General features: G+C 64.4%; 17 protein-coding genes and 4 tRNA genes. 15 read left to right on the top strand and 6 right to left on the bottom strand.

From position 1 onward, the window contains the following. The first annotated feature begins 28 nt into the window (after positions 1-28). The 6 genes from QPK31_RS11540 (at position 29) to QPK31_RS11515 (ending at position 5,905) form a co-directional block, all read left to right on the top strand. Positions 29-568, top strand: a complete 540-nt coding sequence (locus tag QPK31_RS11540) for a phosphoribosyltransferase (protein ID WP_290423080.1) — start codon at positions 29-31, stop codon at positions 566-568. A gap of 212 nt (positions 569-780) precedes the next feature. Next, complete coding sequence (locus QPK31_RS11535) at positions 781-1,377, top strand: MarC family protein (RefSeq protein ID WP_290423079.1); 597 nt, start codon at positions 781-783, stop codon at positions 1,375-1,377. A 1-nt stretch (position 1,378) separates the two neighbouring features. After that, positions 1,379-3,421, top strand: a complete 2,043-nt coding sequence (locus tag QPK31_RS11530) for an ATP-binding protein (protein WP_290423078.1) — start codon at positions 1,379-1,381, stop codon at positions 3,419-3,421. A 112-nt stretch (positions 3,422-3,533) separates the two neighbouring features. Beyond that, complete coding sequence (locus QPK31_RS11525) at positions 3,534-3,995, top strand: FKBP-type peptidyl-prolyl cis-trans isomerase (protein WP_290423077.1); 462 nt, start codon at positions 3,534-3,536, stop codon at positions 3,993-3,995. A gap of 193 nt (positions 3,996-4,188) precedes the next feature. Beyond that, positions 4,189-5,280: a trypsin-like serine protease gene (locus tag QPK31_RS11520; RefSeq protein WP_290423076.1), complete on the top strand. Its 1,092-nt coding sequence runs from the start codon at positions 4,189-4,191 to the stop codon at positions 5,278-5,280. Between the two features lie 163 nt (positions 5,281-5,443). Next, positions 5,444-5,905, top strand: coding sequence for an RES family NAD+ phosphorylase (locus tag QPK31_RS11515; protein ID WP_290423075.1), 462 nt, complete (start codon positions 5,444-5,446; stop codon positions 5,903-5,905). A 111-nt stretch (positions 5,906-6,016) separates the two neighbouring features. Here QPK31_RS11515 and uvrB read toward each other — a convergent pair whose 3' ends face one another. Beyond that, on the bottom strand, positions 6,017-8,125 hold the full coding sequence (uvrB, locus tag QPK31_RS11510; protein WP_290423074.1) for an excinuclease ABC subunit UvrB: 2,109 nt from the start codon (positions 8,123-8,125) through the stop codon (positions 6,017-6,019). Positions 8,126-8,240: 115 nt separating this feature from the next. Here uvrB and QPK31_RS11505 point away from each other — a divergent pair, with 115 nt between their 5' ends. The 4 genes from QPK31_RS11505 to QPK31_RS11490 all read left to right on the top strand — a co-directional run bounded on the left by QPK31_RS11505 (position 8,241) and on the right by QPK31_RS11490 (position 10,428). Next, positions 8,241-9,452 (top strand): amino acid aminotransferase, encoded by a 1,212-nt coding sequence (locus QPK31_RS11505; RefSeq protein WP_290423073.1) that lies wholly within the window; start codon positions 8,241-8,243, stop codon positions 9,450-9,452. A 52-nt stretch (positions 9,453-9,504) separates the two neighbouring features. Further along, a tRNA-Asn gene (locus QPK31_RS11500) sits at positions 9,505-9,580 on the top strand. Between the two features lie 348 nt (positions 9,581-9,928). Then, positions 9,929-10,004, top strand: a tRNA-Asn gene (locus QPK31_RS11495). A gap of 348 nt (positions 10,005-10,352) precedes the next feature. Continuing rightward, positions 10,353-10,428 (top strand) — tRNA-Asn (locus QPK31_RS11490). A gap of 85 nt (positions 10,429-10,513) precedes the next feature. Here the strand turns inward: QPK31_RS11490 and purT are convergent. Next, on the bottom strand, positions 10,514-11,725 hold the full coding sequence (gene purT / locus QPK31_RS11485) for a formate-dependent phosphoribosylglycinamide formyltransferase (RefSeq protein ID WP_290423072.1): 1,212 nt from the start codon (positions 11,723-11,725) through the stop codon (positions 10,514-10,516). A gap of 123 nt (positions 11,726-11,848) precedes the next feature. Here purT and QPK31_RS11480 point away from each other — a divergent pair. From QPK31_RS11480 to QPK31_RS11470, 3 genes are all read left to right on the top strand, one after another. Further along, positions 11,849-11,924, top strand: a tRNA-Asn gene (locus tag QPK31_RS11480). A 225-nt stretch (positions 11,925-12,149) separates the two neighbouring features. Beyond that, positions 12,150-12,953, top strand: coding sequence for an OST-HTH/LOTUS domain-containing protein (locus tag QPK31_RS11475; RefSeq protein ID WP_290423071.1), 804 nt, complete (start codon positions 12,150-12,152; stop codon positions 12,951-12,953). 72 nt (positions 12,954-13,025) lie between these two features. Then, positions 13,026-14,117: a tartrate dehydrogenase gene (locus QPK31_RS11470; RefSeq protein WP_290423070.1), complete on the top strand. Its 1,092-nt coding sequence runs from the start codon at positions 13,026-13,028 to the stop codon at positions 14,115-14,117. Positions 14,118-14,271: 154 nt separating this feature from the next. Here QPK31_RS11470 and QPK31_RS11465 read toward each other — a convergent pair whose 3' ends face one another. Next, positions 14,272-15,798 (bottom strand): amidase, encoded by a 1,527-nt coding sequence (locus QPK31_RS11465; RefSeq protein ID WP_290423069.1) that lies wholly within the window; start codon positions 15,796-15,798, stop codon positions 14,272-14,274. Between the two features lie 79 nt (positions 15,799-15,877). Beyond that, a complete protein-coding gene (locus tag QPK31_RS11460; RefSeq protein WP_290423068.1) occupies positions 15,878-16,168 on the bottom strand; it encodes a hypothetical protein in 291 nt (96 codons plus the stop codon). A 180-nt stretch (positions 16,169-16,348) separates the two neighbouring features. Between QPK31_RS11460 and QPK31_RS11455 the strand changes: the two genes are divergently transcribed. Further along, the gene (locus QPK31_RS11455) at positions 16,349-18,004 is read left to right on the top strand and encodes a response regulator (RefSeq protein WP_290423067.1); all 1,656 of its coding nucleotides are present in this window, start codon (positions 16,349-16,351) and stop codon (positions 18,002-18,004) included. A gap of 10 nt (positions 18,005-18,014) precedes the next feature. Here QPK31_RS11455 and QPK31_RS11450 read toward each other — a convergent pair whose 3' ends face one another. Then, positions 18,015-18,470 carry a response regulator gene (locus QPK31_RS11450; protein WP_290423066.1) on the bottom strand — a complete coding sequence of 152 codons (456 nt, stop codon included), beginning with the start codon at positions 18,468-18,470 and terminating at the stop codon, positions 18,015-18,017. A 13-nt stretch (positions 18,471-18,483) separates the two neighbouring features. Continuing rightward, positions 18,484-20,736, bottom strand: a complete 2,253-nt coding sequence (locus QPK31_RS11445; protein WP_290423065.1) for an ATP-binding protein — start codon at positions 20,734-20,736, stop codon at positions 18,484-18,486. A 271-nt stretch (positions 20,737-21,007) separates the two neighbouring features. On the opposite strand from QPK31_RS11445, the gene QPK31_RS11440 reads away from it, so the two are divergent. Next, on the top strand, positions 21,008-22,915 hold the full coding sequence (locus tag QPK31_RS11440; RefSeq protein WP_290423064.1) for a PAS domain-containing sensor histidine kinase: 1,908 nt from the start codon (positions 21,008-21,010) through the stop codon (positions 22,913-22,915). The last annotated feature ends 57 nt before the right edge of the window (positions 22,916-22,972 follow it).

Below are 22,972 nucleotides of genomic sequence, written 5' to 3'. Positions count from 1 at the left end.
CCACTATAAAAATAGGAATGACTGAAACATGAATACTCCTGCATCCACCGACAAGGACCTGTGGGTCTCCTGGGACGAGTACAACCGCCTGGTCGAGCGCCTGGCCCTGCAAGTCTACGAATCGAACTGGAAGTTCGACATGGTGCTGTGCCTGGCGCGCGGCGGCGTGCGTCCGGGCGACGTGATCTCGCGCATCTTCGACGTGCCGCTGGCGATCCTGTCGACCAGCTCCTACCGCGAAGAAGCCGGCACCAAACAAGGCAACCTGGACATCGCCAAGTACATGACGATGACCAAGGGCCCGCTGGCCGGCCGCATCCTGCTGGTCGACGACCTGGCCGATTCGGGCGTCACCCTGCAGAAAGTGCGCGAGCACCTGACCGAGAACTATGCCGACGTCACCGAAGTGAAATCGGCCGTGATCTGGGTGAAGGGCACCTCGGCCTTCAAGCCGGACTACCACCTGGAAGACCTGCCGCACAACCCGTGGATCCACCAGCCGTTCGAAGACTACGACGGCCTGCGTCCGCACCAGCTGTCGGCGTGGCTGAAGAAGTTCGACAAGTAATCGGTACAGAAAGACCCGGGCCGGCATGGCATGGTGGGAAACCACCGCGCCATGCCGGTCCCGCGAAGGCCAGGGTGTCGCAGGATGCCCTGGCTTTTTCTTTATCCTGAGCCTTACCGCACGTTATCAAGTTAACAGCCCAGTGCAGATCGGTTAAGATTGTTACGAAAGCCTCGACCGCGTCGCCCGGAACGTCACAAACAATAAGAACCATGACCCAGAGCTTCTTCCAGACCTTCATCCTCCTCATCCTCGTCACTGACCCGTTCGGCAACGTTCCCTTGTTCGCCACCGCCCTGAAGGACACCCCGCTGCACCGCCGCCCGCGCATTGTGGTGCGCGAATGCGCGATCGCCTTCCTGCTGCTGCTGGTCTTCATGTTCTTCGGCCAGCACTTCCTGGCCGCGCTGCACCTGAGTCCGGTAGCCCTGCGCATCGGCGGCGCCGTGATCCTCTTGATCATCGCGATCCGCATGATCTTCCCGCACCCGGATGGCGTGCTTGGCCGCAGCGAGCACGGCGAGCCCTTCATCGTGCCGCTGGCGATTCCCGCCCTGGCCGGCCCGTCGGCGCTGGCCACCGTGCTGCTGTTCAGCTCGGACACGATCTCGGAAACCATGGTCCACGTGGCGGCCCTGGCGGCGGTGGGCGTGGTCTGGCTGGCGGTGTTCCTGAGCGCCGAGCGCCTCCAGCAAAAGCTCGGTCCGCAGGTGATGACCGCCTTCGAGCGCCTGATGGGCCTGATCCTGACGGCGATGTCGGTCGAGATGCTGCTCGGCGGTATCCGCGAATTCGTCCGGACCCTCTGACATGAGCGACGCGCACCCACCATCCTTGCCCGAGGCCTCACTGGACGCCGGCTTGCCGATGTTCCTCAGCGGCGGCGGCGAGGCCGGGGCCATGATGCGCGCCCACGACTGGTCGCGCTCGCCGCTCGGCGACCCGCGCGGCTGGCCGCAGGCGCTGCGCACGGTGGTGGCGCTGATGCTCAATTCGAAGTTCCCGATGTTCGTGGCCTGGGGCGAGGAGCTGGCCTTCCTCTACAACGACGCCTACATCGAGATCCTCGGCGACAAGCACCCGTCCTCGCTCGGCGCGCCCTTCAAGGATATCTGGGGCGAGATCTGGGGCGACATCGGCCCCATTGTCGAGCGCGCCCTGCAGGGCGAGGGCACCTGGTGGGAAAAGCTGCCGCTGCTGATGAACCGCCACGGGTACGACGAGCAGACCTGGTTCACCTTCTCGTATTCGGCCGTGCGCGACGACAGCGGTGCGGTGGGCGGCGTGTATTGCGCCTGCGTCGAGGCGACCGAGCAGGTACTGGGCGAGCGCTACCGCAAGGAAGAGAACGAACGCCTGATGACGCTGTTCGAGCAGGCGCCCGGCATCATCGCCGTGTTGCGCGGTCCCGAACATATGTTTGAGATCGCAAACAAAAGTTACCAGCAATTGATCGGCTACCGCGACATCGTCGGCAAGACCGCGCGCATGGCCTTGCCCGAAGTCGAAGGGCAGGGCTTCTTCGAACTGCTCGACCAGGTGTACACGAGCGGCGAACCCTTCGTCGGCCACGCGGTGCCGCTGAAGGTGGCGCGCGAGCCGGGCGCGCCGCTCGAGCTACGCTACATCGACTTCGTCTACCAGCCGATCCGCGACCCGCACGGCAACGTGGTCGGCATCTTCGTCGAGGGCAGCGACGTCACGCCGCGCAAGCAGGTCGAGGACGAACTGCGCGCCGCGAACCGCCAGAAGGACCAGTTCCTGGCCATGCTGGCGCACGAACTGCGCAATCCGCTGGCGCCGATCACCACCGCCGCCCACCTGCTCAAAATGGGCACCCTCGACGCCAGAGCCGTGCGCAACGCCAGCGAGATCATCTCGCGCCAGGCAGAGCACATGACCAGCCTGGTCAACGACCTGCTCGACGTCTCGCGGGTCACGCGCGGCCTGGTCACGCTGGAGAAGGAAGAGCTCGACCTGAACACGATCGTGGCCGGCGCCCTGGAACAGGTACGGCCGCTGATCGAGGCCAAGCGCCACGCCTTGACGATGGAACTGTCAGGCGAGCCGGTGCACGTGCTGGGCGACCGCACGCGCCTGGTGCAGGTGCTGTCGAACATCCTGAACAACGCCGCCAAATACACGCCGGCGGGCGGGCAGATCGCGCTGCGCGTGTTCGCCCACGGCGACCGCGTGACGGTGACCGTGACCGACAACGGCATCGGCATCGAGCCCGACGTGCTGCCGTATATCTTCGACCTGTTCACCCAGGCCGAGCGCACGCCCGACCGTTCGCAGGGCGGGCTGGGCATTGGCCTGGCCCTGGTGAAGAGCCTGATCGTGCTGCACGGCGGCACCGTCGACGCGCGCGCCGCGCCAGACGGCGGACGCGGCAGCGAATTCGAGATCTGCGTGCCGCGCCTGGAAGTCGAGGCCGAAGCGCCTGTCGCCCACGCCGCCGAGAACGCGCCGCAGCAGGCGCCGCTGCGCGTGCTGGTGGTGGACGACAACCAGGACGCCGCCGAGCTGCTGGGCACGCTGCTGGAAGTGCAGGGGCATGCGGTGTCGGTCGAGTATGACGGGCGCGGCGCGCTGCAGCGGGCGCGCCAGGTGCGGCCGCACGTGATGCTGCTCGACATCGGCCTGCCCGATACCGACGGCTACGCCCTGGCGCGCCAGCTGCGCGCCATTCCCGAACTGCAGGACGCCGTGCTGGTTGCCCTGACCGGCTACGGCCAGGCCGAAGACCAGCGCCTGGCCGTAGAGGCCGGCTTCAATCACCATCTGGTGAAACCCGCCGACCTGAACCGGGTGGCGGAGATTCTTGCAGAGGTCCAACAAGCCTATCGTTGAGCTTGTGCGAAGCTGCCGAGTAGGGAATACTGCCCGCACAGTCGCTCGTGCCAATTGGCAAGAAAGCGGCTGCGCGAACAATCGTGCAGACATTCCTTACGAAGGTATTTCCATGAAATCACACGTTTCCGCCATTGGGCTGGCCCTGATTCTGTCCGTCGCCGGCGCCCACGCCGCCGCGCCTGCCGCACCCAGTGCACCCAACAGCGCCGATGCGCCGGCGCGCATGCAGCTGCAAAAGACCGACACCGTCGTCGGCAAGGGCAAGGAGGCGGTCAGCGGCAAGACCGTTACCGTCAAGTACACCGGCTGGCTTTATTCGCCGAAGGCGCCCAAGGGCCGCGGCCCACAGTTCGATACCTCGGTGGGCGGCGCGCCGTTCACTTTCCCGCTCGGCATGGGCGCGGTCATCAAGGGCTGGGACGAGGGCGTGGTGGGGATGAAAGTGGGCGGCAAGCGCACTCTGATCATTCCGGCGGAGTTGGGCTATGGTGCACGCGGCGCCGGTCCGATTCCGCCGAACGCCAACCTGATGTTCGATGTCGAGCTGGTGGACGTCAAGGACGCCAAGTAAGCCTGGAAATCTTCCGGCACTTATAATTGAGTGTCGGAAATTCTTACAATCAGGATACAAATTTCCTATGTTAGCCAGCTAACATATTGAATCGATGCATTTTTTTCCTTCTGGCATGATTTCTGCTAAATAGTTTATACACGGTAGTTGGGACCGTCCGTGAGAGATCAAAGTCAAATTAAAAGGAAAACAAATGCTGAATCGGAATCTGTCGTTGAAGAAAATCGCTGGTGCCGTCGTTGCTACCGGCTTCGTGTTTGGCATGGGCTCGGCCCACGCGGGTTCGATCGCCGCCGCCCCAGGTTCGGTCGTGACTCCAGCGATCACTTCGGGCGCACTGCCGGATACCCCAGGCGCACACGTCGATCCGAACACGCCGGATTCACGTTTCTCGGGTGTGGTCAGCATTAACGTTCGTTACGACGGTCAATCCTTCATCTGCTCGGGCGCACTGGTAGGTAAGCGCTCGGTAGTCTCGGCTGGTCACTGCGTCGATACCAATGGCAACGGTTCCTACGTTGACCTGAACAAGCCAGGCAGCGACGTGCGCGTGGTCTTCAACAGCGCCGGTACCTACAATGCCATCATCAACGCCAGCAGCTTCGCCGTGCATCAGGATTACCAGGGCTTCAACAACTGCCCTGACGGCACCCGCGGCTGCGTGAACGATGACGTCGCTGTCATCACCCTGGCGGAAGACGCACCGGCTTCGGCCAAGATCTACAAGGTCGCCGTCAACCCGATCAACGCCGGCACCCACATCATCATGGCCGGCTACGGCACCTCGGGCGATGGCGTCAACGGCTACTACATCAACCCGGCCTTCAACATCAAGCGCACCGGCGAAAACTACGTCGACCTGATCGACCTCGACGACGAGCAGGACTTCGAAGGCGGCAACCAGGAAGTCTTCTACGCCGACTTCGACGGCCGTGGCCGCGACACCTTCTGCGACCTGTTCGGCGTGTGCACCCCGGTGCTGCCGAACGACCGCGAATCGGGTATCGGCGGCGGCGACTCGGGTGGCCCATCGTTCGTCGAAATGTACGGCGAACTGATGCTGGTGGCAAACAACACCTTCAGCGGCCGCTTCACCTCGCTGGGCTATGCTGAAGGTACCTTCGGCACCTACTTCGGCGGCATGATCATGGGCGGCTACAAGGACTTCCTGTACACCGCTACCGGCGGCCGCGTTACCCTGGTGCCGGAACCGACCAGCATTGCACTGCTGGGCCTGGGCGCCCTGATGCTGGGTGGCGCAGCACGCCGTCGCAAGCAGAAGTAATCCGCTCCGGCCTGCGGGCCGGATAGCGATCGCATGACGGGAGCGGCCTTCGGGCCGCTCTTGTTTTTTGGGCTGTGCGGCGGGGTATGTTCCTCCTTGCATACGTGCGCGGCGGGGCGGGCGTTGTATGCTGAAGCCGTTACTTGGCTATGCAACAGTACCCATGAGAACCTGGAGAATTGCAATCGAAAAGGCGGCGCTCGATCGCGAATGCAAGGGCGCCCGTGAGAGTGGCGGACACTGGCACAACGAGGGCGTACCGGCGCTGTATGCGGCGATGACGGTGGAGCTGGCGGTGCTGGAAAAGTTCGTGCACACCGAGGAAGTCGAGGAAGAGCCGCTGGTGCTGGTAGCGATCGACTTGCCCGACGATCCCGGGTTGGGCCTGGATGTGAAGGCGGAGGCGTTGCCGGAAGGCTGGGATGCGCTGGACGATGGCGGCAGCGCGGCCGCATTCGGGACGGCCTTCCTGAAGAAGCGCGAGTACCTTTACATGCGCGTGCCGTCGGTGATCGTGGGCGAGGGCGTGAACCTGGTGATCAATCCGGCGCATCCGGCGTACGAGGGGGTGAAGCTGAGCGTTGCGCGGTCGTTCAGGTTTGATCCGAGGATGTTCAAGCGCTAGGGTGGATTCTTGCACCCACCAATCTGGGCAACGTAAGAGCTGGTGGGTTCGAGAACCCACCCTACAAAACATCTGCCCCCAAAAAAAACGGCGCCACCGGCGCCGTTCGTTTTACTTCCCCAGCATCGACACCACATTGTCCGCCCCCGGCGCCCCGAAGGCCTGCTGCTTCAGCACATGCAGCTGGTCGCGCACCTGGGCCGCCTTTTCGAACTCGAGGTTCTTGGCGTGGTCGACCATGAGTTTCTCGAGGCGCTTGATCTCCTTGCTGATCTGCTTCTCGCTCATCGACTCGACCTTGGCCGTCGCCGCATCCTCGTGCACGCCCTCGACCATGGCCTTCTGCGCGGCGTTGCTGTAGACGCCGTCGATCAGTTCCTTGATCTTCTTCTGCACACCCTTCGGCGTGATGCCGTTGGCTTCGTTGAAGGCGATCTGCTTGGCGCGGCGGCGCTCGGTTTCGTCGATAGCGCGGCGCATCGAATCGGTGACGTGATCCGCGTACAGGATCGCCACGCCGTTCAAATTACGCGCCGCGCGGCCGATGGTCTGGATCAGCGAACGCTCGGAACGCAGGAAGCCTTCCTTGTCCGCATCCAGCACGGCCACCAGCGACACTTCGGGCAAGTCCAGGCCCTCGCGCAGCAGGTTAATCCCGATCAGGACGTCGAAGGTACCCAGGCGCAAATCGCGCAGGATCTCGACGCGCTCGACGGTCTCGATGTCGCTGTGCAAGTAGCGCACCTTGATGCCGTGGTCCGACAAATACTCGGTCAGCTGCTCGGCCATGCGCTTGGTCAGCGTGGTCACCAGCACCCGCTCGTCCTTCTTGATGCGGTCGTTAATTTCGCTCATCAGGTCGTCGACCTGCGACAGGGCGGGGCGCACGATCAGCACCGGGTCGACCAGGCCGGTCGGGCGCACCACCTGCTCGACCACGTTGTCGGCATGCGCCTTTTCGTACTCGGCCGGCGTGGCGGAGACAAAGATCGTCTGGCGCATCTTGCCTTCGAATTCCTCGAATTTCAGCGGCCGGTTGTCCAGCGCCGACGGCAGGCGGAAGCCGTAGTCGACCAGGTTCGTCTTGCGCGAACGGTCGCCGTTGTACATGGCGGACAACTGGCCGACCAGCACGTGCGATTCGTCCATGAACATGATCGCGTCTTTCGGCAGGTAATCGACCAGGGTCGGCGGCGGCTCGCCCGGCATGGCGCCCGACAGGTGGCGCGAGTAGTTCTCGATGCCCTTCGTAAAACCGATCTCGGCCATCATTTCGAGGTCGAAGCGGGTGCGCTGTTCCAGGCGCTGTTCCTCGATCAGCTTGTTTTGCTGGCGGAATTCTTCCAGGCGGTCCTTCAGCTCGGCCTTGATCGACTCGATCGCACGCAGCACGGTCGAACGGGGCGTGACGTAGTGCGAACCCGGGTACACGGTGAAGCGCGGGATCTTTTGGCGCACGCGGCCGGTGAGCGGATCGAACAGTTGCAGCGATTCGATTTCGTCGTCGAACATCTCGACGCGGATCGCGAGTTCCGCGTGTTCCGCCGGGAAGATGTCGATGGTGTCGCCGCGCACGCGGAAGGTGCCGCGGCCGAAGTCCATCTCGTTGCGCGAATACTGCATCTGGATCAGGCGCGCGATGATGTCGCGCTGGGCCACCTTGTCCTTGTGGCGCAGCGTCAGGATCATCTTGTGGTATTCGTTCGGATTACCGATACCGTAGATCGCCGACACGGTGGCGACGATCACCACGTCGCGCCGCTCCATCAGCGACTTGGTGCACGACAAACGCATCTGCTCGATGTGCTCGTTGATCGACGAGTCCTTTTCGATGAACAGATCGCGCTGCGGCACGTAGGCTTCGGGCTGGTAGTAATCGTAATAGGACACGAAGTATTCGACCGCGTTCTGCGGGAAGAATTCGCGGAACTCCGAATACAGCTGGGCCGCCAGGGTTTTGTTCGGCGCGAACACGATCGCCGGGCGGCCAGCCTTGGCAATCACGTTGGCCATCGTGTAGGTTTTACCGGAACCCGTTACTCCAAGCAGGGTCTGGTACATCAGGCCGTCCTCGATGCCTTCGACCAGGCCCTCGATCGCGGTCGGCTGGTCGCCCGCCGGCGGGAAGGGCTGGTGCAATTTGAACGGCGAATTCGGGTAGGTGATCACAGTCGGCTCGGGACCGGTTGCGGTTGCGCTTACAGCTGATATATCTGCCATGTTGTCCGACCTTTGCTAGAATGGGAGTTCACTTGCCGCACCGCAGCAACGTTCCTGCAGCAGCGTCGCTGTCTATACAACAGCTGCGAACTCACCGACAATTCAGTTTATCACGATGACTTCTACCGCCTCCGCCAGCCTCTTCGGCGCCATCGACATGGCCCCGCGCGACCCCATCCTGGGAATCACCGAAGCATTCAACGCCGACACCAATCCGGCCAAGATCAACCTGGGTGTGGGCGTGTATTACGACGATAATGGCAAGGTGCCTCTGCTGCAGTGCGTGCAACAGGCGGAAGCGAAGTTGATGGAGCAGCAAGCGCCGCGTACCTACCTGCCGATCGACGGCCTGGCAATGTACGACAAGGCTGTGCAAGAGCTTGTATTTGGGGCCGACAGCGCCGTAATTCAAGAGAAGCGCGCCATCACCGTGCAAGCCATCGGCGGCACCGGCGCCCTGAAAATCGGCGCCGATTTCCTCAAGCGTTTTGCGCCGGATGCGGAAGTCTTCATCAGCGACCCGAGCTGGGAAAACCACCGCGCGCTGTTCGAGTCGGCCGGCTTCGTGGTCAACAACTACACCTATTACGATGCAGCCACCCACGGCGTCGATTTCGACGGCATGCTGGCCTCGCTGCGCAAGATGGACGCCGGCTCCATCGTCGTCCTGCACGCCTGCTGCCACAACCCGACCGGCGCCGACCTCACGCAAGAGCAGTGGGGCCAGGTGATCGCCGCCGTCACCGAAGGCGGCCTGGTTCCCTTCCTCGACATGGCCTACCAGGGCTTTGGCGCCGGCATCGCGGAAGATGGCGCCGTCGTGCGCCGCTTCGTGGAAGCCGGCGGCCCGCTGCTGGTGTCGAACTCGTTCTCGAAATCGTTCTCGCTGTACGGCGAGCGCGTCGGCGCGTTGTCGGTGGTGGCCTCGTCGTCGGAAGAAGCGGCACGCCTGCTGTCGCAGCTGAAGCGCGTGGTGCGCACCAACTACTCGAACCCGCCGATGCACGGCGGTAAGGTGGTGGCGACCGTGCTGTCGACGCCGGAACTGCGCCAGCTGTGGGAAGACGAGCTGGCCGGCATGCGCGTGCGCATCAAGGCGATGCGCGAAGAGCTGGTGACGAAGCTGGCTGCCAGGGCGCCGGGGCGCGACTTCGGTTTCGTGCGCGAGCAGGTCGGCATGTTCTCGTATTCGGGTCTCACCAAGGAGCAGGTGGGCAAGCTGCGCGAGGAATCGATCTATGCGGTCGACACCGGCCGCATCTGCGTTGCCGCGCTGAATTCGAAGAATATCGATCTCGTCGTTGACGCCATCGCCAAAGTCCTCTAGAATCTTGGCTCTTCGAACTTGAACGCAAGTTAAGATTGAAGAGCAACACAATTCCCTGATAGCTCAGTCGGTAGAGCGACGGACTGTTAATCCGCAGGTCCCTGGTTCGAGTCCAGGTCGGGGAGCCAGAATATGAAAAGGAGTGTCGAGTGATCGGCACTCCTTTTTTGTTTTCGGAATGGCGCTGTCGAGCAAGGCCGATAGCCTTAACCGTACGGTGGGCACCCCGTGCCCACGCGAAAGTTCGCATCTAGTTGGCGTCGTTTCGATCCCGATTGACGCGTTTCGACTGCGCCCCAGAAGCGTCTCGTTAGCCCATCGGTCTTGATTTTTTCAAGCGCCAACAATGCGCATTGTTCCGCGTGGGCACGGGGTGCCCACCCTACGGTCGTCGCCGTCGGCTTCGGTGGGCTGCACGATTCGCTGTGCAACCCTTTGCGGAATGCTGCTGAGCAGTTATAATTCGATCCATCAATTCCCTGATAGCTCAGTCGGTAGAGCGACGGACTGTTAATCCGCAGGTCCCTGGTTCGAGTCCAGGTCGGGGAGCCAGAATATGAAAAGGAGTGTCGAGTGATCGGCACTCCTTTTTTGTTTTCGGAATGGCGCTGTCGAGCAAGGCCGATAGCCTTAACCGTACGGTGGGCACCCCGTGCCCACGCGAAAGTTCGCATCTAGTTGGCGTCGTTTCGATCCCGATTGACGCGTTTCGACTGCGCCCCAGAAGCGTCTCGTTAGCCCATCGGTCTTGATTTTTTCAAGCGCCAACAATGCGCATTGTTCCGCGTGGGCACGGGGTGCCCACCCTACGGTCGTCGCCGTCGGCTTCGGTGGGCTGCACGATTCGCTGTGCAACCCTTTGCGGAATGCTGCTGAGCAGTTATAATTCGATCCATCAATTCCCTGATAGCTCAGTCGGTAGAGCGACGGACTGTTAATCCGCAGGTCCCTGGTTCGAGTCCAGGTCGGGGAGCCAGAATACAAAAGGCCGCGTCGAACGATGCGGCCTTTTTCGTTTTCCGAACGGTTTGTTCAAGCGGGCAGGGCGCCCGCCCTTCCGCTTACTTGCCCGACACCGGCTTCACGCGCGACGCCGCTTCCAATGCGCGTGCACGTGCGGTCTCGATCTCCCCGGCGGTCGCCAGCGCCACACCCATGCGCCGCCGCGCAAATGATTCCGGCTTGCCGAACAGGCGCACGTCCGCACCCGGCACGCGCAGCGCCTCGGCCACGCCCTCGAAGGCGATGCCCTTTTCGTCGAGCTGGCCGTAGATGACGGCCGAGGCCCCCGGCGCGCGCAAGGTCGTATCAACCGGCAGCCCCAGCACCGCCTTGGCATGCAGCTCGAACTCGCTCTGCACCTGGGTCGCCATGGTCACCATGCCGGTATCGTGCGGGCGCGGGCTCACTTCCGAGAACCACACCATGTCGCCTTTCACGAACAGCTCGACGCCGAACACGCCCAGGCCGCCCAGGTTGCCCGTGACCTTGGCCGCGATTTCGCGCGAGCGTTCCAGGGCCAGCGCGCTCATCGGATGCGGCTGCCAGGATTCGACGTAATCGCCCTGCACCTGCTTGTGGCCGATCGGCTCGCAAAAGCCGGTCTCGACCTGGCCGTCGGCGCCGAGCGAGCGCACCGTCAGCAGGGTGATCTCGTAGTCGAAGTCGATGAAGCCTTCGGCGATCACGCGGCCGCTGTCGACGCGGCCACCGGCGGCGGCGTAATCCCAGGCGGCGCGCACGTCGGCTGCGCTGTCGAGCTTGGACTGGCCCTTGCCGGACGAGGACATCACCGGCTTCACCACGCACGGGAAGCCGACCGCGGCGCAGGCCGTTTCCAGTTCAGCCAGGCTGCTGGCGAAGCGGTAGGGAGAGGTGGCCAGGCCCAGCTCTTCCGCGGCGAGGCGGCGGATGCCTTCGCGGTTCATGGTCAGCTGGGCGGCGCGCGCCGTCGGGATGCAGGTGATGGCGCCGGCCGCTTCGAGTTCGGCCAGCTTGTCGGTGGCGATCGCCTCGATTTCCGGAATCACGAGGTCCGGCTTTTCCTGTTCGATCAGCGCGGCAAGGGCGTCGCCGTCGGTCATGTCGATCACATGAAAGCGGTGCGCCACCTGGTGGCCGGGCGCGTTCGGGTAGCGGTCGACGGCGATGACTTCGACGCCGAGGCGCTGCAGCGCGATGATCACTTCCTTGCCGAGTTCGCCCGAGCCGAGGAGCATCACGCGCGTGGCGGAAGGAGAAAGGGGAGTGCCGAGAATGCGGGGAATAGTCATGGTGAGATGTGAAGGTACAAAGGTGCAGCGACTATAGCAAAGCGCCGGGCGCCGGGTGCGAAATCCGATTTTTCGTAGAGGACTGGCTAATTTGGAAATGGCCGGCTATAATATTGCCTCAATTCCCTGATAGCTCAGTCGGTAGAGCGACGGACTGTTAATCCGCAGGTCCCTGGTTCGAGTCCAGGTCGGGGAGCCAGAATTCGGTAGTCAAAGCAAAGGCCTTCTTCGGAAGGCCTTTGTCGTTTACGGCCGCTTGCCGGCCTGCTTGCAAACGACATGCCGCATGAAGTCTTCTCCCGTACCCAGGGACCGGGACATGCATTCCAGCCCGTATGGCAGAATTGCCTAGTCGAAATCACCTTTGTGGAGACCGGGCATGGAACACTTGCAGCATGAAATCGAACGTCGATTAGGGCGGTGCATGCTCCGCTTGCAGCAGTACGAGCGGCTGCTGAAGACGATGATGTCCCACATGGCAGTCGAAGGGCCGATGGAACAGCTCGAGGCCTTGCGCGACGAGCGGGCAAGCGCCATGCACGGCCGTACCCTGGGAACGCTGGTCAAGGAGTTCGTCAAGCGCCACCTGGCCTCGGCAGCCGCCGAGGGCGAACCCACCGGGGCCGACAGCCCGGCACCGGATGTGCCCTACGCCAGCATGAACGTCACCATCTCGATGTCTCCCGAGCAGGCGCTGCAGGTCGAGGCCGGGCTGGCCGAACTGGTCGAGCTGCGCAACAACCTGGTACATCATCTTGGCGAACGCTTCGATCTGTCCAGCGACACCGGCCGCGCCGCGGCGATGCATCATCTGGAAAGCTGCGATGCGCGCATCGACGTCCACTACCGGCGTCTCCACGCCTGGGCTACCGCCCTGGCCCGGTGTCAGGCGCGCGCGGCATCGTTCATCGAGTCGCAGCAGTTCGAGGATGCATTCGTACACGGTATCCATCCCGACGGCACGGTAGACTGGCCGGGCAGTGCGATTGTCGCCAGTTTGCGCGAAGCGGAGGCAGCCTGCCACGGCGAGGGCTGGACCTCGCTCGACGCTGCAATCCGCTTCATGGCGCAGGAAAGCCGCGATCAGGTGCCGAGCCGCTACGGCTGCACGACCTGGCCCCAGGTGCTGCGGCGATCCGGCGAGTTCGACATCCGCCATGCACCCGGCACGGAAGGCAGCAGGGGGCAGGTCTGGTATCGCAGCCGTTGCGGCGCAGGCGCTTCATAACGATGGCCGATGGCGGCGCTTCCTGCAAGCCGTTCCGATGGCTGTTACGATAAAAATTTTGGACGAGAGCACATGACACGCAGTTTCAAGATCGCCGCCATCGCCGGCGACGGTATCGGCAAGGAAGTCCTGCCGGAAGGCCTGAAAGTCCTGGAAGCGGCCGCGAAGCGCTTCGATATCGCGCTCGAATTCACGCAGTTCGAATGGGCCAGCTGCGACTATTACCTGAAGACCGGCGACATGATGCCGCCCGACTGGAAGGAGCAGCTCTCAAGCATGGACGCGATCTATTTCGGCGCCGTCGGCTGGCCGGCCACGGTGCCCGATCACATCTCGCTCTGGGGTTCGCTGCTCAAGTTCCGGCGCGAGTTCGACCAGTACATCAATCTGCGTCCGGTGCGCCTGTTCGAGGGCGTGCCTTGCCCCCTGGCCAACCGCAAGCCGGGCGACATCGATTTCTTTGTGGTGCGCGAGAATACCGAAGGCGAGTACACCAATTTGGGCGGCATCATGTTCCCGGGCACCGAGCGCGAAGTGGTGATCCAGGAATCGGTGTTCAGCCGCCATGGCGCCGACCGCGTGCTGAAATACGCGTATGAACTGGCGCAGTCGCGCGCACGCAAGCACCTGACGGTGGCGACCAAGTCGAACGGCATTGCGATCAGCATGCCGTGGTGGGACGGGCGTGCCGACGCGGTGGGCGCGGCCTACCCGGACGTCACGGTCGACAAGCAGCACATCGATATCCTGACCGCGCGCTTCGTGCTGCAGCCGCAGCGTTTCGACGTGGTGGTGGCGTCGAATCTGTTCGGCGATATCCTGTCGGACCTGGGGCCGGCCTGCACCGGCACGATCGGGCTGGCGCCGTCGGGCAACCTGAATCCGGAGCGCACCTTTCCGTCGCTATTCGAACCGGTGCACGGCTCGGCGCCGGATATCGCGGGGAAGGGGATTGCGAATCCGATCGCGATGATCTGGTCGGGCGCGATGATGCTGGGCTTCCTGGCGGATGGGCCGGATGCGCCCTCCGGCTTGCGCGAGGCGCATGATGCGATTCTCAAGGCGATCGAGCAGGTGTTGCGTGCGGGGCCGCGGACGGGGGATCTCGGTGGGGCTGCGACGACCGTGGAAGTCGGTGATGCGATTGCCGCATTGGTAGCGTGATGGTGTCGGGTGGGCTCTTGAGCCCACGCGGTATGGCACGGTTGAATGTCGAATCATGACGGGAATGGCGTGGTGTGCGTCCACGCTCACACGCGCATGCCATCATGCGATGAGACCGGTGGGCTCGAGAGCCCACCCTACGGCTTGCGCCATTTCACGCGGTGGCAACTGCGGATTTCGTGCTTCCTTCGCGCGCCATGGGCGCCAGTTTATCGAACCAGGGCGCTACCCCTTCCAGCTGGTGCGCCAGCTGCAGCAACTGATTCTCCGCCCCGAACCGCCCCACGAACTGCACCCCCAGCGGCAGCCCGTCGGTGGTCCAGTACAGGGGCACCGACATTGCCGGCGTCCCTGTCAGATTGGCCAGCTGCGTGAACGGCACGAAGCGCAGGCTGTCGCGCGCGATCCGGTTCACTGTCCCCTCGAGCAATCCCAGCCGCGCCAGCAGGCCCAGCACGCCGCTGCGCTGCAGCAGGTCGAGCACGAACTGTTCCCCCTGCGGCGGATCGCCCTCGCCATGCTTCAGGGGCGGACCGGCCAGCGTGGGCGTGAGCAGCATGTCGTAACGCGCATGAAAGCGCGCCAGGCCGCGTCCGAAGTCGTTCCATTTCGCCAGCTGCGCCGTCAGGCGCGCGCCCGAGACGGCGCTGCCCAGCGTCAGCAGCAAGCGGCTCATCAGCTCGACGTCGCCCGCCCTGGCGCCCAGCGCCCGTCCGCGCGCGACCATCGCCGGCACCTGGCCGAGATAAATGTGCAGGAAGCTTTGCGCAAGCGCCTGGCCGTCGATGTCGGGCGCCGCTTCCTCGACCTCGTGCCCCAGCCCGCGCAGCAACCCGACGGCGCGGCGCACGGCCGCCACCGCTTCCGAATGCACCGGGGTGCCGATCGGCGACGTGGTGCTGAAGCCGATCCGCAGCTTGCCCGGATCGCGCCGCATCAGCTCGACGTAGGAAGCGGCCGGCGGTGCAATCACGAAGGGATCGCCGGCTTCCGCACCCTGCAGGATGTCGAGCGCCAGCGCCGAGTCGCGCACGCTGCGCGAGAGCACGCCTTCGCTCGACGCCCCGAACCAGACTTCGCCAATCGCCGGCCCGCTCGACACCCGCCCGCGCGAAGGGCGCAGCCCGAACAGGCCGCAGCAGGCGGCCGGGATGCGGATCGAGCCGCCGCCGTCGTTGCCGGCTGCCATGGGCACGATGCCGGCCGCCACGGCCGCGGCCGCGCCGCCGCTCGAGCCGCCCGGCGTGCGCGCCAGGTCCCAGGGATTGCTGCTGCGGCCGTACAGCCGGGAATCGGTGACACCCTTCAGCGCGAACTCCGGCAGGTTGGTCTTGCCGAACACGACCAGGCCGGCGTCGAGATAGCGCCGCACCACGGCCGCGTGCTCGGTCGGCACATAGTTGCGCATCGAGCGGCTGCCGAAGCTGGTCGGCACGCCGGCGTAGTCCTGCACGCCATCCTTGATCAGGAAGGGCACGCCGGCCAGCGGTCCGGCAAGCGGACCCGCCAGCTGCGCCCCTGCCTGCGGTTCCAGCAGGCGGCACACGGCATTGATGCGGCCATGCACGACGGCGTTGCGGTCCAGCGCCAGGCGCAGGAGTTCGGCGGGGGTGACGTCGCCACGGGCGACATGCTGTGCCAGGGCGCTGGCATCGCACTGCAGATATTCGGCGAAATCCATGGACAGTTCCTTAAGGGTTCTATCCATTATGCAATAAATTCGTCAAATTCTTGCTACTTTGAGTACAGAAAGAAATTTCTTACTTGCGCTTCCTGGTATTCGATGTAAAGGTGCGGGTATAGAACGCAGGCGGCTTGCGCGCCACCCAGTCGATGAAGGCGCGGATCTCGTCTTGGCCGCGCAAGGCATCCCAGGTATGGTAGCTGCGCAGCAACTCGCGCTCGGTGAGGGCGGAATGGATTTTACGATGGCAGATCTTGTGGATCGGGAACTGTTCCTTGCCCTTCAGGCTCTTCGGCACGAGGTGGTGCCGGTCGATGTTGACCGTGCCCAGTTCGCGGCCGCACAGCGGGCATACCGGCTCTGTCATGCGCTCTCCGTCGATGCAAAAAACATAGTAAATACAATGTGATGGCGAAATAGACGCACACAAGGGTGCGGCGCACAGTTGTCGATTTTGATGAGCAGGCTCCTGCCCCTTGGTGTAAAATTAACCCTTCGCAAATAGCATAACAACATGGGGTCCCTGAAAGCAGACTAGGCCGCACGGATGATCGAAGACGAATCAAGCAATTGCTCCATCCTCCTGATCGACGACGAGCCCTTCGCTCAGCAGATCATCGAGCATGGGCTGCGCACCTGCGTGAAGCATGTGCTGCGCTATGAATCGGATGCGCGCCGTGCCGTCGGCCTGGCGGCCGAGATCGGCTGCACCGTGGTGCTGGTCGACCTGCGCATGCCCGAGATCGACGGCTTCGAGTTCACGCGCCTGATGCGCGCCAACCCGGAGACCGAGCACGTCCCCGTCATCCTGCTCTCGTCCGAGGACGATCCCGAAATCAAGGCGCGCGCCTTTGCCGCCGGCGCCAACGACTACATGGTCAAGTGGCCCGACCCGCGCGAGCTGGTGGCGCGCGTGCAATACCATAGCGCCGCCTGCGTCGCCCGGCGCGAGCGCGACCAGGCCTTCGTGTCGCTGCGGCGCAGCCAGGAAGAACTGGCCGCCAGCCAGCTGGCCCTGAACCAGGCGCAAAAGATGGAAGCCATCGGCCAGCTCACCGGGGGCGTCGCCCACGACTTCAACAACGTCCTGCAGATCATCGGCGGCAATTTGCAGCTGCTGAAACTGGTGGGCGGCCTGAACGATGCCGGCCGCACCCGCGTGGAAATGGCGCTGTCCGGCGTCGAGCGCGGCGCCAAGCTGTCCTCGCACCTGCTGGCCTTTGCGCGGCGCCAGCCGCTGCAGGCGGTGGTGCTCAATCCCGGCCACCTGCTGCGCGAGATGGACGACATGATGCGCCGCGTGATCGGGCCCGGCGCGCGCATCGTCACCGACATCGACCCGTCGCTGGGCAGCACCCTGGCCGACCCGAACCAGCTGAACAACGTGCTGCTGAACCTGGCCATCAATGCGCGCGACGCGATGGACGGCAACGGCACGCTGACCATCCGCGCCGCGAATGTCGGCCGGGACGGCGCCGCGCCGCCCGAGGTGCCGGCCGGCGACTACGTGATGATCGAGATCGCCGACACCGGCAAGGGCATGCCGCCGGAAGTACTGCAGCGCGCCTTCGAACCCTTCTTCACGACGAAGCCGGTGGGGCAGGGCACGGGCCTGGGCCTGTCGATGGCCTACGGCTTCGTGAAGCAGTCCGGCGGCGAGATCCTGATGCACAGCGCAGTCGGGAAAGGCACCAGCGTGCGCATCTATCTGCCGCGCAGCAAGACCGAGGCGGTGGCGGCGGCGCCGGCCGAGCACCAGCCCCTGTGCGGCGGCCTGGAAACCATCCTGGTGGTGGAAGACGAGGCCGACGTGCGCGATTCGACCTGCGCCATCCTGTCGGCGCTCGGCTACGAGGTGCTGGAAGCGACCGACGCCTCGGGCGCGGTGGCGCTGATCGAGAGCGGGCGCCACATCGACCTGGTGTTTTCCGACGTGATCATGCCGGGACCGGTGAGCAGCCTGCAGCTGGGCGAGGTGCTGCGCCGCCATCTGCCGGACGCGCAGATCCTGTATACCTCGGGTTATGCGGAAGGGGTGTTGGCGCACGAAGGGAAGCTGAACGCTTCGGTGCACCTGCTGCAGAAACCTTACCATCCGGACGCGCTCAGTGCGCGCATCCGTCACTTGCTGCGGAGGAAGAAGCCGTCGCTCCCGGCGGCTGGCAAGCCGGGCGCCGGAGCGCCTGCCGCTTCCGCCTCCTGATCCGCTGCGATCAGTTCGGGCGCACGTAGCGCTGCGAACCCGGCGGCGGTTCGTTCAGGACCGCCCAGAAAATCCCCAGGTCGGCGATCGCGCGCACGAATTCCTTGAAGTCGACCGGCTTCACCACGTAGGCGTTCACGCCCAGTTCGTAGCTGCGCACCAGGTCCTGTTCTTCCTTCGACGAGGTGAGCATCACCACCGGCATGCTTTTCAGCGTGGCGGTCTTGCGGATCTCGGCCAGCACTTCCAGGCCGTCGACCTTCGGCAGTTTCAGGTCGAGCAGGGTGACGGCCGGATTGCCTTCGGCACGCTCGGCGAATTCGCCGCGGCGCATCAGGTAGTCGAGCGCCTCGGCGCCATCGCGCACGACCACGACCTCGTTGGCGAGCTGGCTTTTCGCCAGCGCCACCAGGGTCAGTTCGAGGTCGTGCGGATTGTCTTCGACCAGGAGGATGGGTTTTAGCATGGTAGGTTTGTCTTCAAGGTAATGCGAGTTTGCGCGGGATACTGAATGAGAAGGTGGCGCCCTGGCCCAGGGTCGACTCGGCCCAGGCGCGCCCGCCGTGGCGCTCGACGATGCGGCGCACGTTGGCCAGGCCGATGCCGGTGCCCTGGAAGTCTTCCATGCGGTGCAGGCGCTGGAATACGCCGAACAGCTTGTGCACGTAGTCCATGTTGAAACCGGCGCCGTTGTCGGCGACGTGGAAGACGGTCTCGACGGCGTCCTGCTCGGCCCAGACGCGGATCACGGCCGGGTCGCGCCCGCCGGTGAATTTCACCGCGTTCGACAGCAGGTTCACCATCGCCAGGTGCAGGAAGGTGGGGTCGGCCACGATGCGCGGCAGCGGCTGGATTTGCCAGTCGATGTTCCGGCCCTGCAGGTCGAGCCCGAGCTTGTCGATGCAGGAGGTGACCAGGTGGCGCATGTCGACTTCGACCGGGCGCAGGGCGGCGCGGCCCATCTGCGAAAAGCTCAGCAGATCGTCGACCAGCTTGCCGGCCAGGCGCGCCGACTCCTTGATGTTGGTAAGGAAGCGCTGGCGCATGATCCCGTCTTCGCTGCCGCTGGCTTCGAGCAGCAGGTCGGAAAAGCCGACGATGTGGCGCAGCGGCGCGCGCAGGTCGTGCGAGACCGAATACGAAAACGCTTCGAGTTCCTTGTTGGCGCGGCCGAGTTCCTCGGCCAGTTCGGCCATCTGCTCGGCGCGCTCGAGGGCGATGCCGAGCAGGGCGCTGCGAAATTCGTTGGTGAGCTCGATTTCGGCCACGTGCCAGGGCAGGCTGACGCCGTGGATTTCCTCGCGCCAGGCATCGAAGCTGGTGCGCGGGCTGAGCTGGGTCGGCGCATCCGGCGCGGGCGCCTCGTGCTTGCCGCGCGGGTTGCCGGCCCATTCGATGGTGTGCACCGCCTCGGGACGGAACCACAGCAGGTAGTGCTTGTGTACGCGCGAGATCGGCATCGCCAGCAGGCCGCTGGCGTTGCGTTCGAGTCCGGCCGCCAGCGGGCAGATGCTGCCCAGGGCATCGGTCTGGAACACCTCGGCGCCATGGCCCTGCTGTTCGAGCCAGGCGACGATGCCGTCGATGGCTTCGTCGTCCGGGGTATCGCCATAGGTCAGCACACGCTCGTTGGCGACGATCGCCACCCCGCCGGCGCGCGCGAAGCGCAGCAGCTCGGGGAAGACGACGCGCATGTTGTCGATGATGTCGGCGCCCTTGGTCAGGTTGCCCAGCATTTCCACCATCATGCGCCGCACGTCGAGGCGGAAGGTCAGTTCCTGGGCGTCCTCGCGCGATTCGATGCACAGCGACAGTACCTGGCCCAGCTGCTCGCAGGCGGTGCGCTTTTCGAATTCCATCGGCGCCGGGCCGGTGTTGTGGCAGGAGATCAGGCCCCAGAGCTTGCCCTTGACGATCAGCGAGACCGACATCGAGGCCAGCGTGCCCATGTTGCGCATGTATTGCAGGTGCACCGGCGAGACGCTGCGCAGGGCCGCGAACGACAAATCGTTGGCGGCCCCGGTGACCGGATTGCGCGGCGGCACCAGCGGCGCCGGGGTGTAGTTGGCGTCCTGGATCAGGCGGATGCGCTGCAGCGTGTACAACTCGCGCGCCTGGGCCGGGATGTCGGAGGCCGGGAAGCGCTGGCCCATGTACGACACGTAGTCGTCTTCCTTCGACTCGGCCATCACGTGGCCGTGGCCGTCGGGATCGAACTGGTAGACCACCACGCGGCCGTAGCCGGTGACGGTACGCACGTGGTGGGCCGCCAGGGTGGCGAGCGATTCGAGCGAGGCCGCTTCGTTGACGTTCAGCAGGAAGTCGCCGAGCAGCGGATACAGCTCGCGGAAACCCGCCGGCGCGTCGCGCTCCACGGCTTCGAATTCGGCGATGATCACGCTGTCAAAGGCATGGACCAGGACATCGAAGTGCTGGCCGTTGCCGGTCGTGAAGGTGCCGAGGTAGAAGGGGCGGTTGGCCAGCTTCTCGTCCCGCAGGGCGGGCGCGAGACGGGTGGCGGCGGTCTCGCCGATGACGTCGGTGAGCGGGGCGCCGGTCACGGCTTCGGCATCGATGCCGGTCCAGCGCGCGAGGTTGGCGCTGGCTTGCAGCACGGTCAATTGCGGAGACAAGGTCAGCAGGAAGCCGTGCGGCTGGATGCTGCCGGGCGTGCGGATCGGTTCCTGGTCGCAGCGGGACAGGTCGAGCGGTACGGGTTGGCCTGGAATCATATGCGCGAGCTGGGTACGGCTGGGTTGCGGAAGCGCCATTTTAGCCTGAAAGGCAAGCAAGAAGGCGAAAGAAGGCGATGCTTTCAAGGAAGAAGCATCGGATTTTTCCGGCGTGGAACGATCGGCAAACTATCCGGGATGAAGCGTGATTGACGAGTGGAGGCGATGTCGGGCCGGAGCGGGGCGTTCGCGTGGCCGATGGCCCGGCGTTGGGGTTATCATAAGATGTTTCCCGACACCGCCGCCCGCGTCCGTACCCTAGCAACCGCCCATGAATAACACAATCCACGTCAGGCAGGACCTGACCGAAGAACAGCGTTTCCAGTACCTGATTTCCGGCATCCGCGACTACGCGATCTACATGCTCGACACCGAGGGCCACGTCAGCAGCTGGAACACCGGCGCGCGGCGTTTCAAGGGCTACGAGGCGCCCGAGATCCTGGGCCAGCATTTCTCGCGCTTCTATACGCCCGAGGACCAGGCGAGCGGCCTGCCGGCGCGCGCCCTGGCCACCGCGCTGAACGAAGGCAAGTACGAGGCCGAAGGCTGGCGCATGCGCCAGGACGGCACCCGCTTCTGGGCCAGCGTGATCATCGACCCGATCTACGACGAGCATGGCGCCTTGCTCGGCTACGCCAAGATCACGCGCGACATCACCGAGAAGAAGAAAGCCGCGGACGCGCTGCGCGCCAGCGAGGAACGCTTCCGCCTGCTGGTGCAGGGCGTGTCGGACTACGCGATCTACATGCTCTCGCCCGAGGGCGTGGTCAGCAACTGGAACATGGGCGCCCAGCGCATCAAGGGTTATTCTGAGCAGGAAATCGTCGGCCAGCATTTCTCGCGCTTCTATACCGACGGCGACCGCGAAAGCGGCCTGCCGGCGCGTGCGCTCGGCACCGCGGCGCGCGAAGGCCGCTACGAGGCCGAGGGCTGGCGCCAGCGCAAGGACGGCACCTGCTTCTGGGCCCATGTGATCATCGACGCCATCCACGACGAGGCGGGCGAACTGATCGGTTTTGCCAAGATCACGCGCGACCTGACCGAAAAGAAGGCGGCGGCCGACGCCCTGGCCGAGGCGAATGCGGCCCTGTTCCAGGCGCAAAAGATGGAATCGATCGGCCAGCTGACCGGCGGCATTGCCCACGACTTCAACAACCTGCTGTCGGTGCTGGCCAGCGGCCTGGAAGTGCTGACACTGCGCGGCGGCACGGTCGGCGATGTGAAGACCCTGGACAGCATGCGCCGCGCCATCGACCGCGGCGCCACGCTGACCCAGCAACTGCTGGCCTTTGCGCGCCAGCAGCCGCTGCAGCCGGAAACCCACAGCGTGAATCGCCTGGTGTCGGGTTTTGAATCGGTGCTGCGGCGCGCGGTGAATGCGTCCATCGACTTCGAGGTGCACCTGGAACCGGAAATCCGCGCCACCGTGATCGACAGCGCCCGCTTCGAGTCGGCCCTGCTGAACCTGGTGGTGAATGCGCGCGACGCCATGCCGGACGGCGGACGCATCTGCATCGAAACGGCGAACGTCGAATTGCAAGAGCGCGACGTGAATGGCCTGGCGGCGGGCAGCTATGTCAAGGTGACGGTGGCGGACACCGGCACCGGCATGAGCCCGGAAACCGCGCAGCGCGCCTTCGAGCCCTTCTACACCACCAAGGAGGTGGGCAAGGGCACCGGGCTCGGGCTGTCGCAGGTGTACGGCTTCATCAAGCAGTCCGGCGGCGAGGTCAAGATCCGCACCGCGCCGGGCGAGGGCACGGCGATTGCGATTTACCTGCCGGCGGCGCCGGGCCAGGATGCGCCGGCCCAGCAGGACACCACCGAGATGGTGCTGATCGTCGAGGACGAGCCGGACCTGATGGACGTCGCCTCGGCGCTGTACATCAGCATGGGCTACGAGGTGCTGACCGCGTCCAGTGCGCAAGAGGCGCTGGCGCTGCTGGCCAGCCGCCGCATCGACATCCTGTTCACCGACGTGATCATGCCGAACGGGATGAACGGGGTCGAACTGGCGGCCTACACGCGCGAACATTATCCGGATGTGAAGATCATCCTGGCGTCGGGCTACCCGCTGCCGGCGCTCAAGGTCGAGCACAACAACCTGAGCGAGTTTGCGTTCGTGAACAAGCCGTATCGCTTGTCGGACCTGGCGCGGGCGTTGCGGTCGGCGGCGTAATCGGAGGGAGGGCGTGCGTAGTGGTGGGCGAGCGCACGTAGTGGTGGGTTCGAGAAC

It is taken from the genome of Massilia sp. YIM B02769 (assembly GCF_030411995.1).
In the GTDB taxonomy this organism is placed as follows: Bacteria; Pseudomonadota; Gammaproteobacteria; order Burkholderiales; family Burkholderiaceae_D; genus Telluria.
Note: the sequence above shows the minus strand (reverse complement) of the source record. Positions and strands in the feature narration are given on the sequence as shown.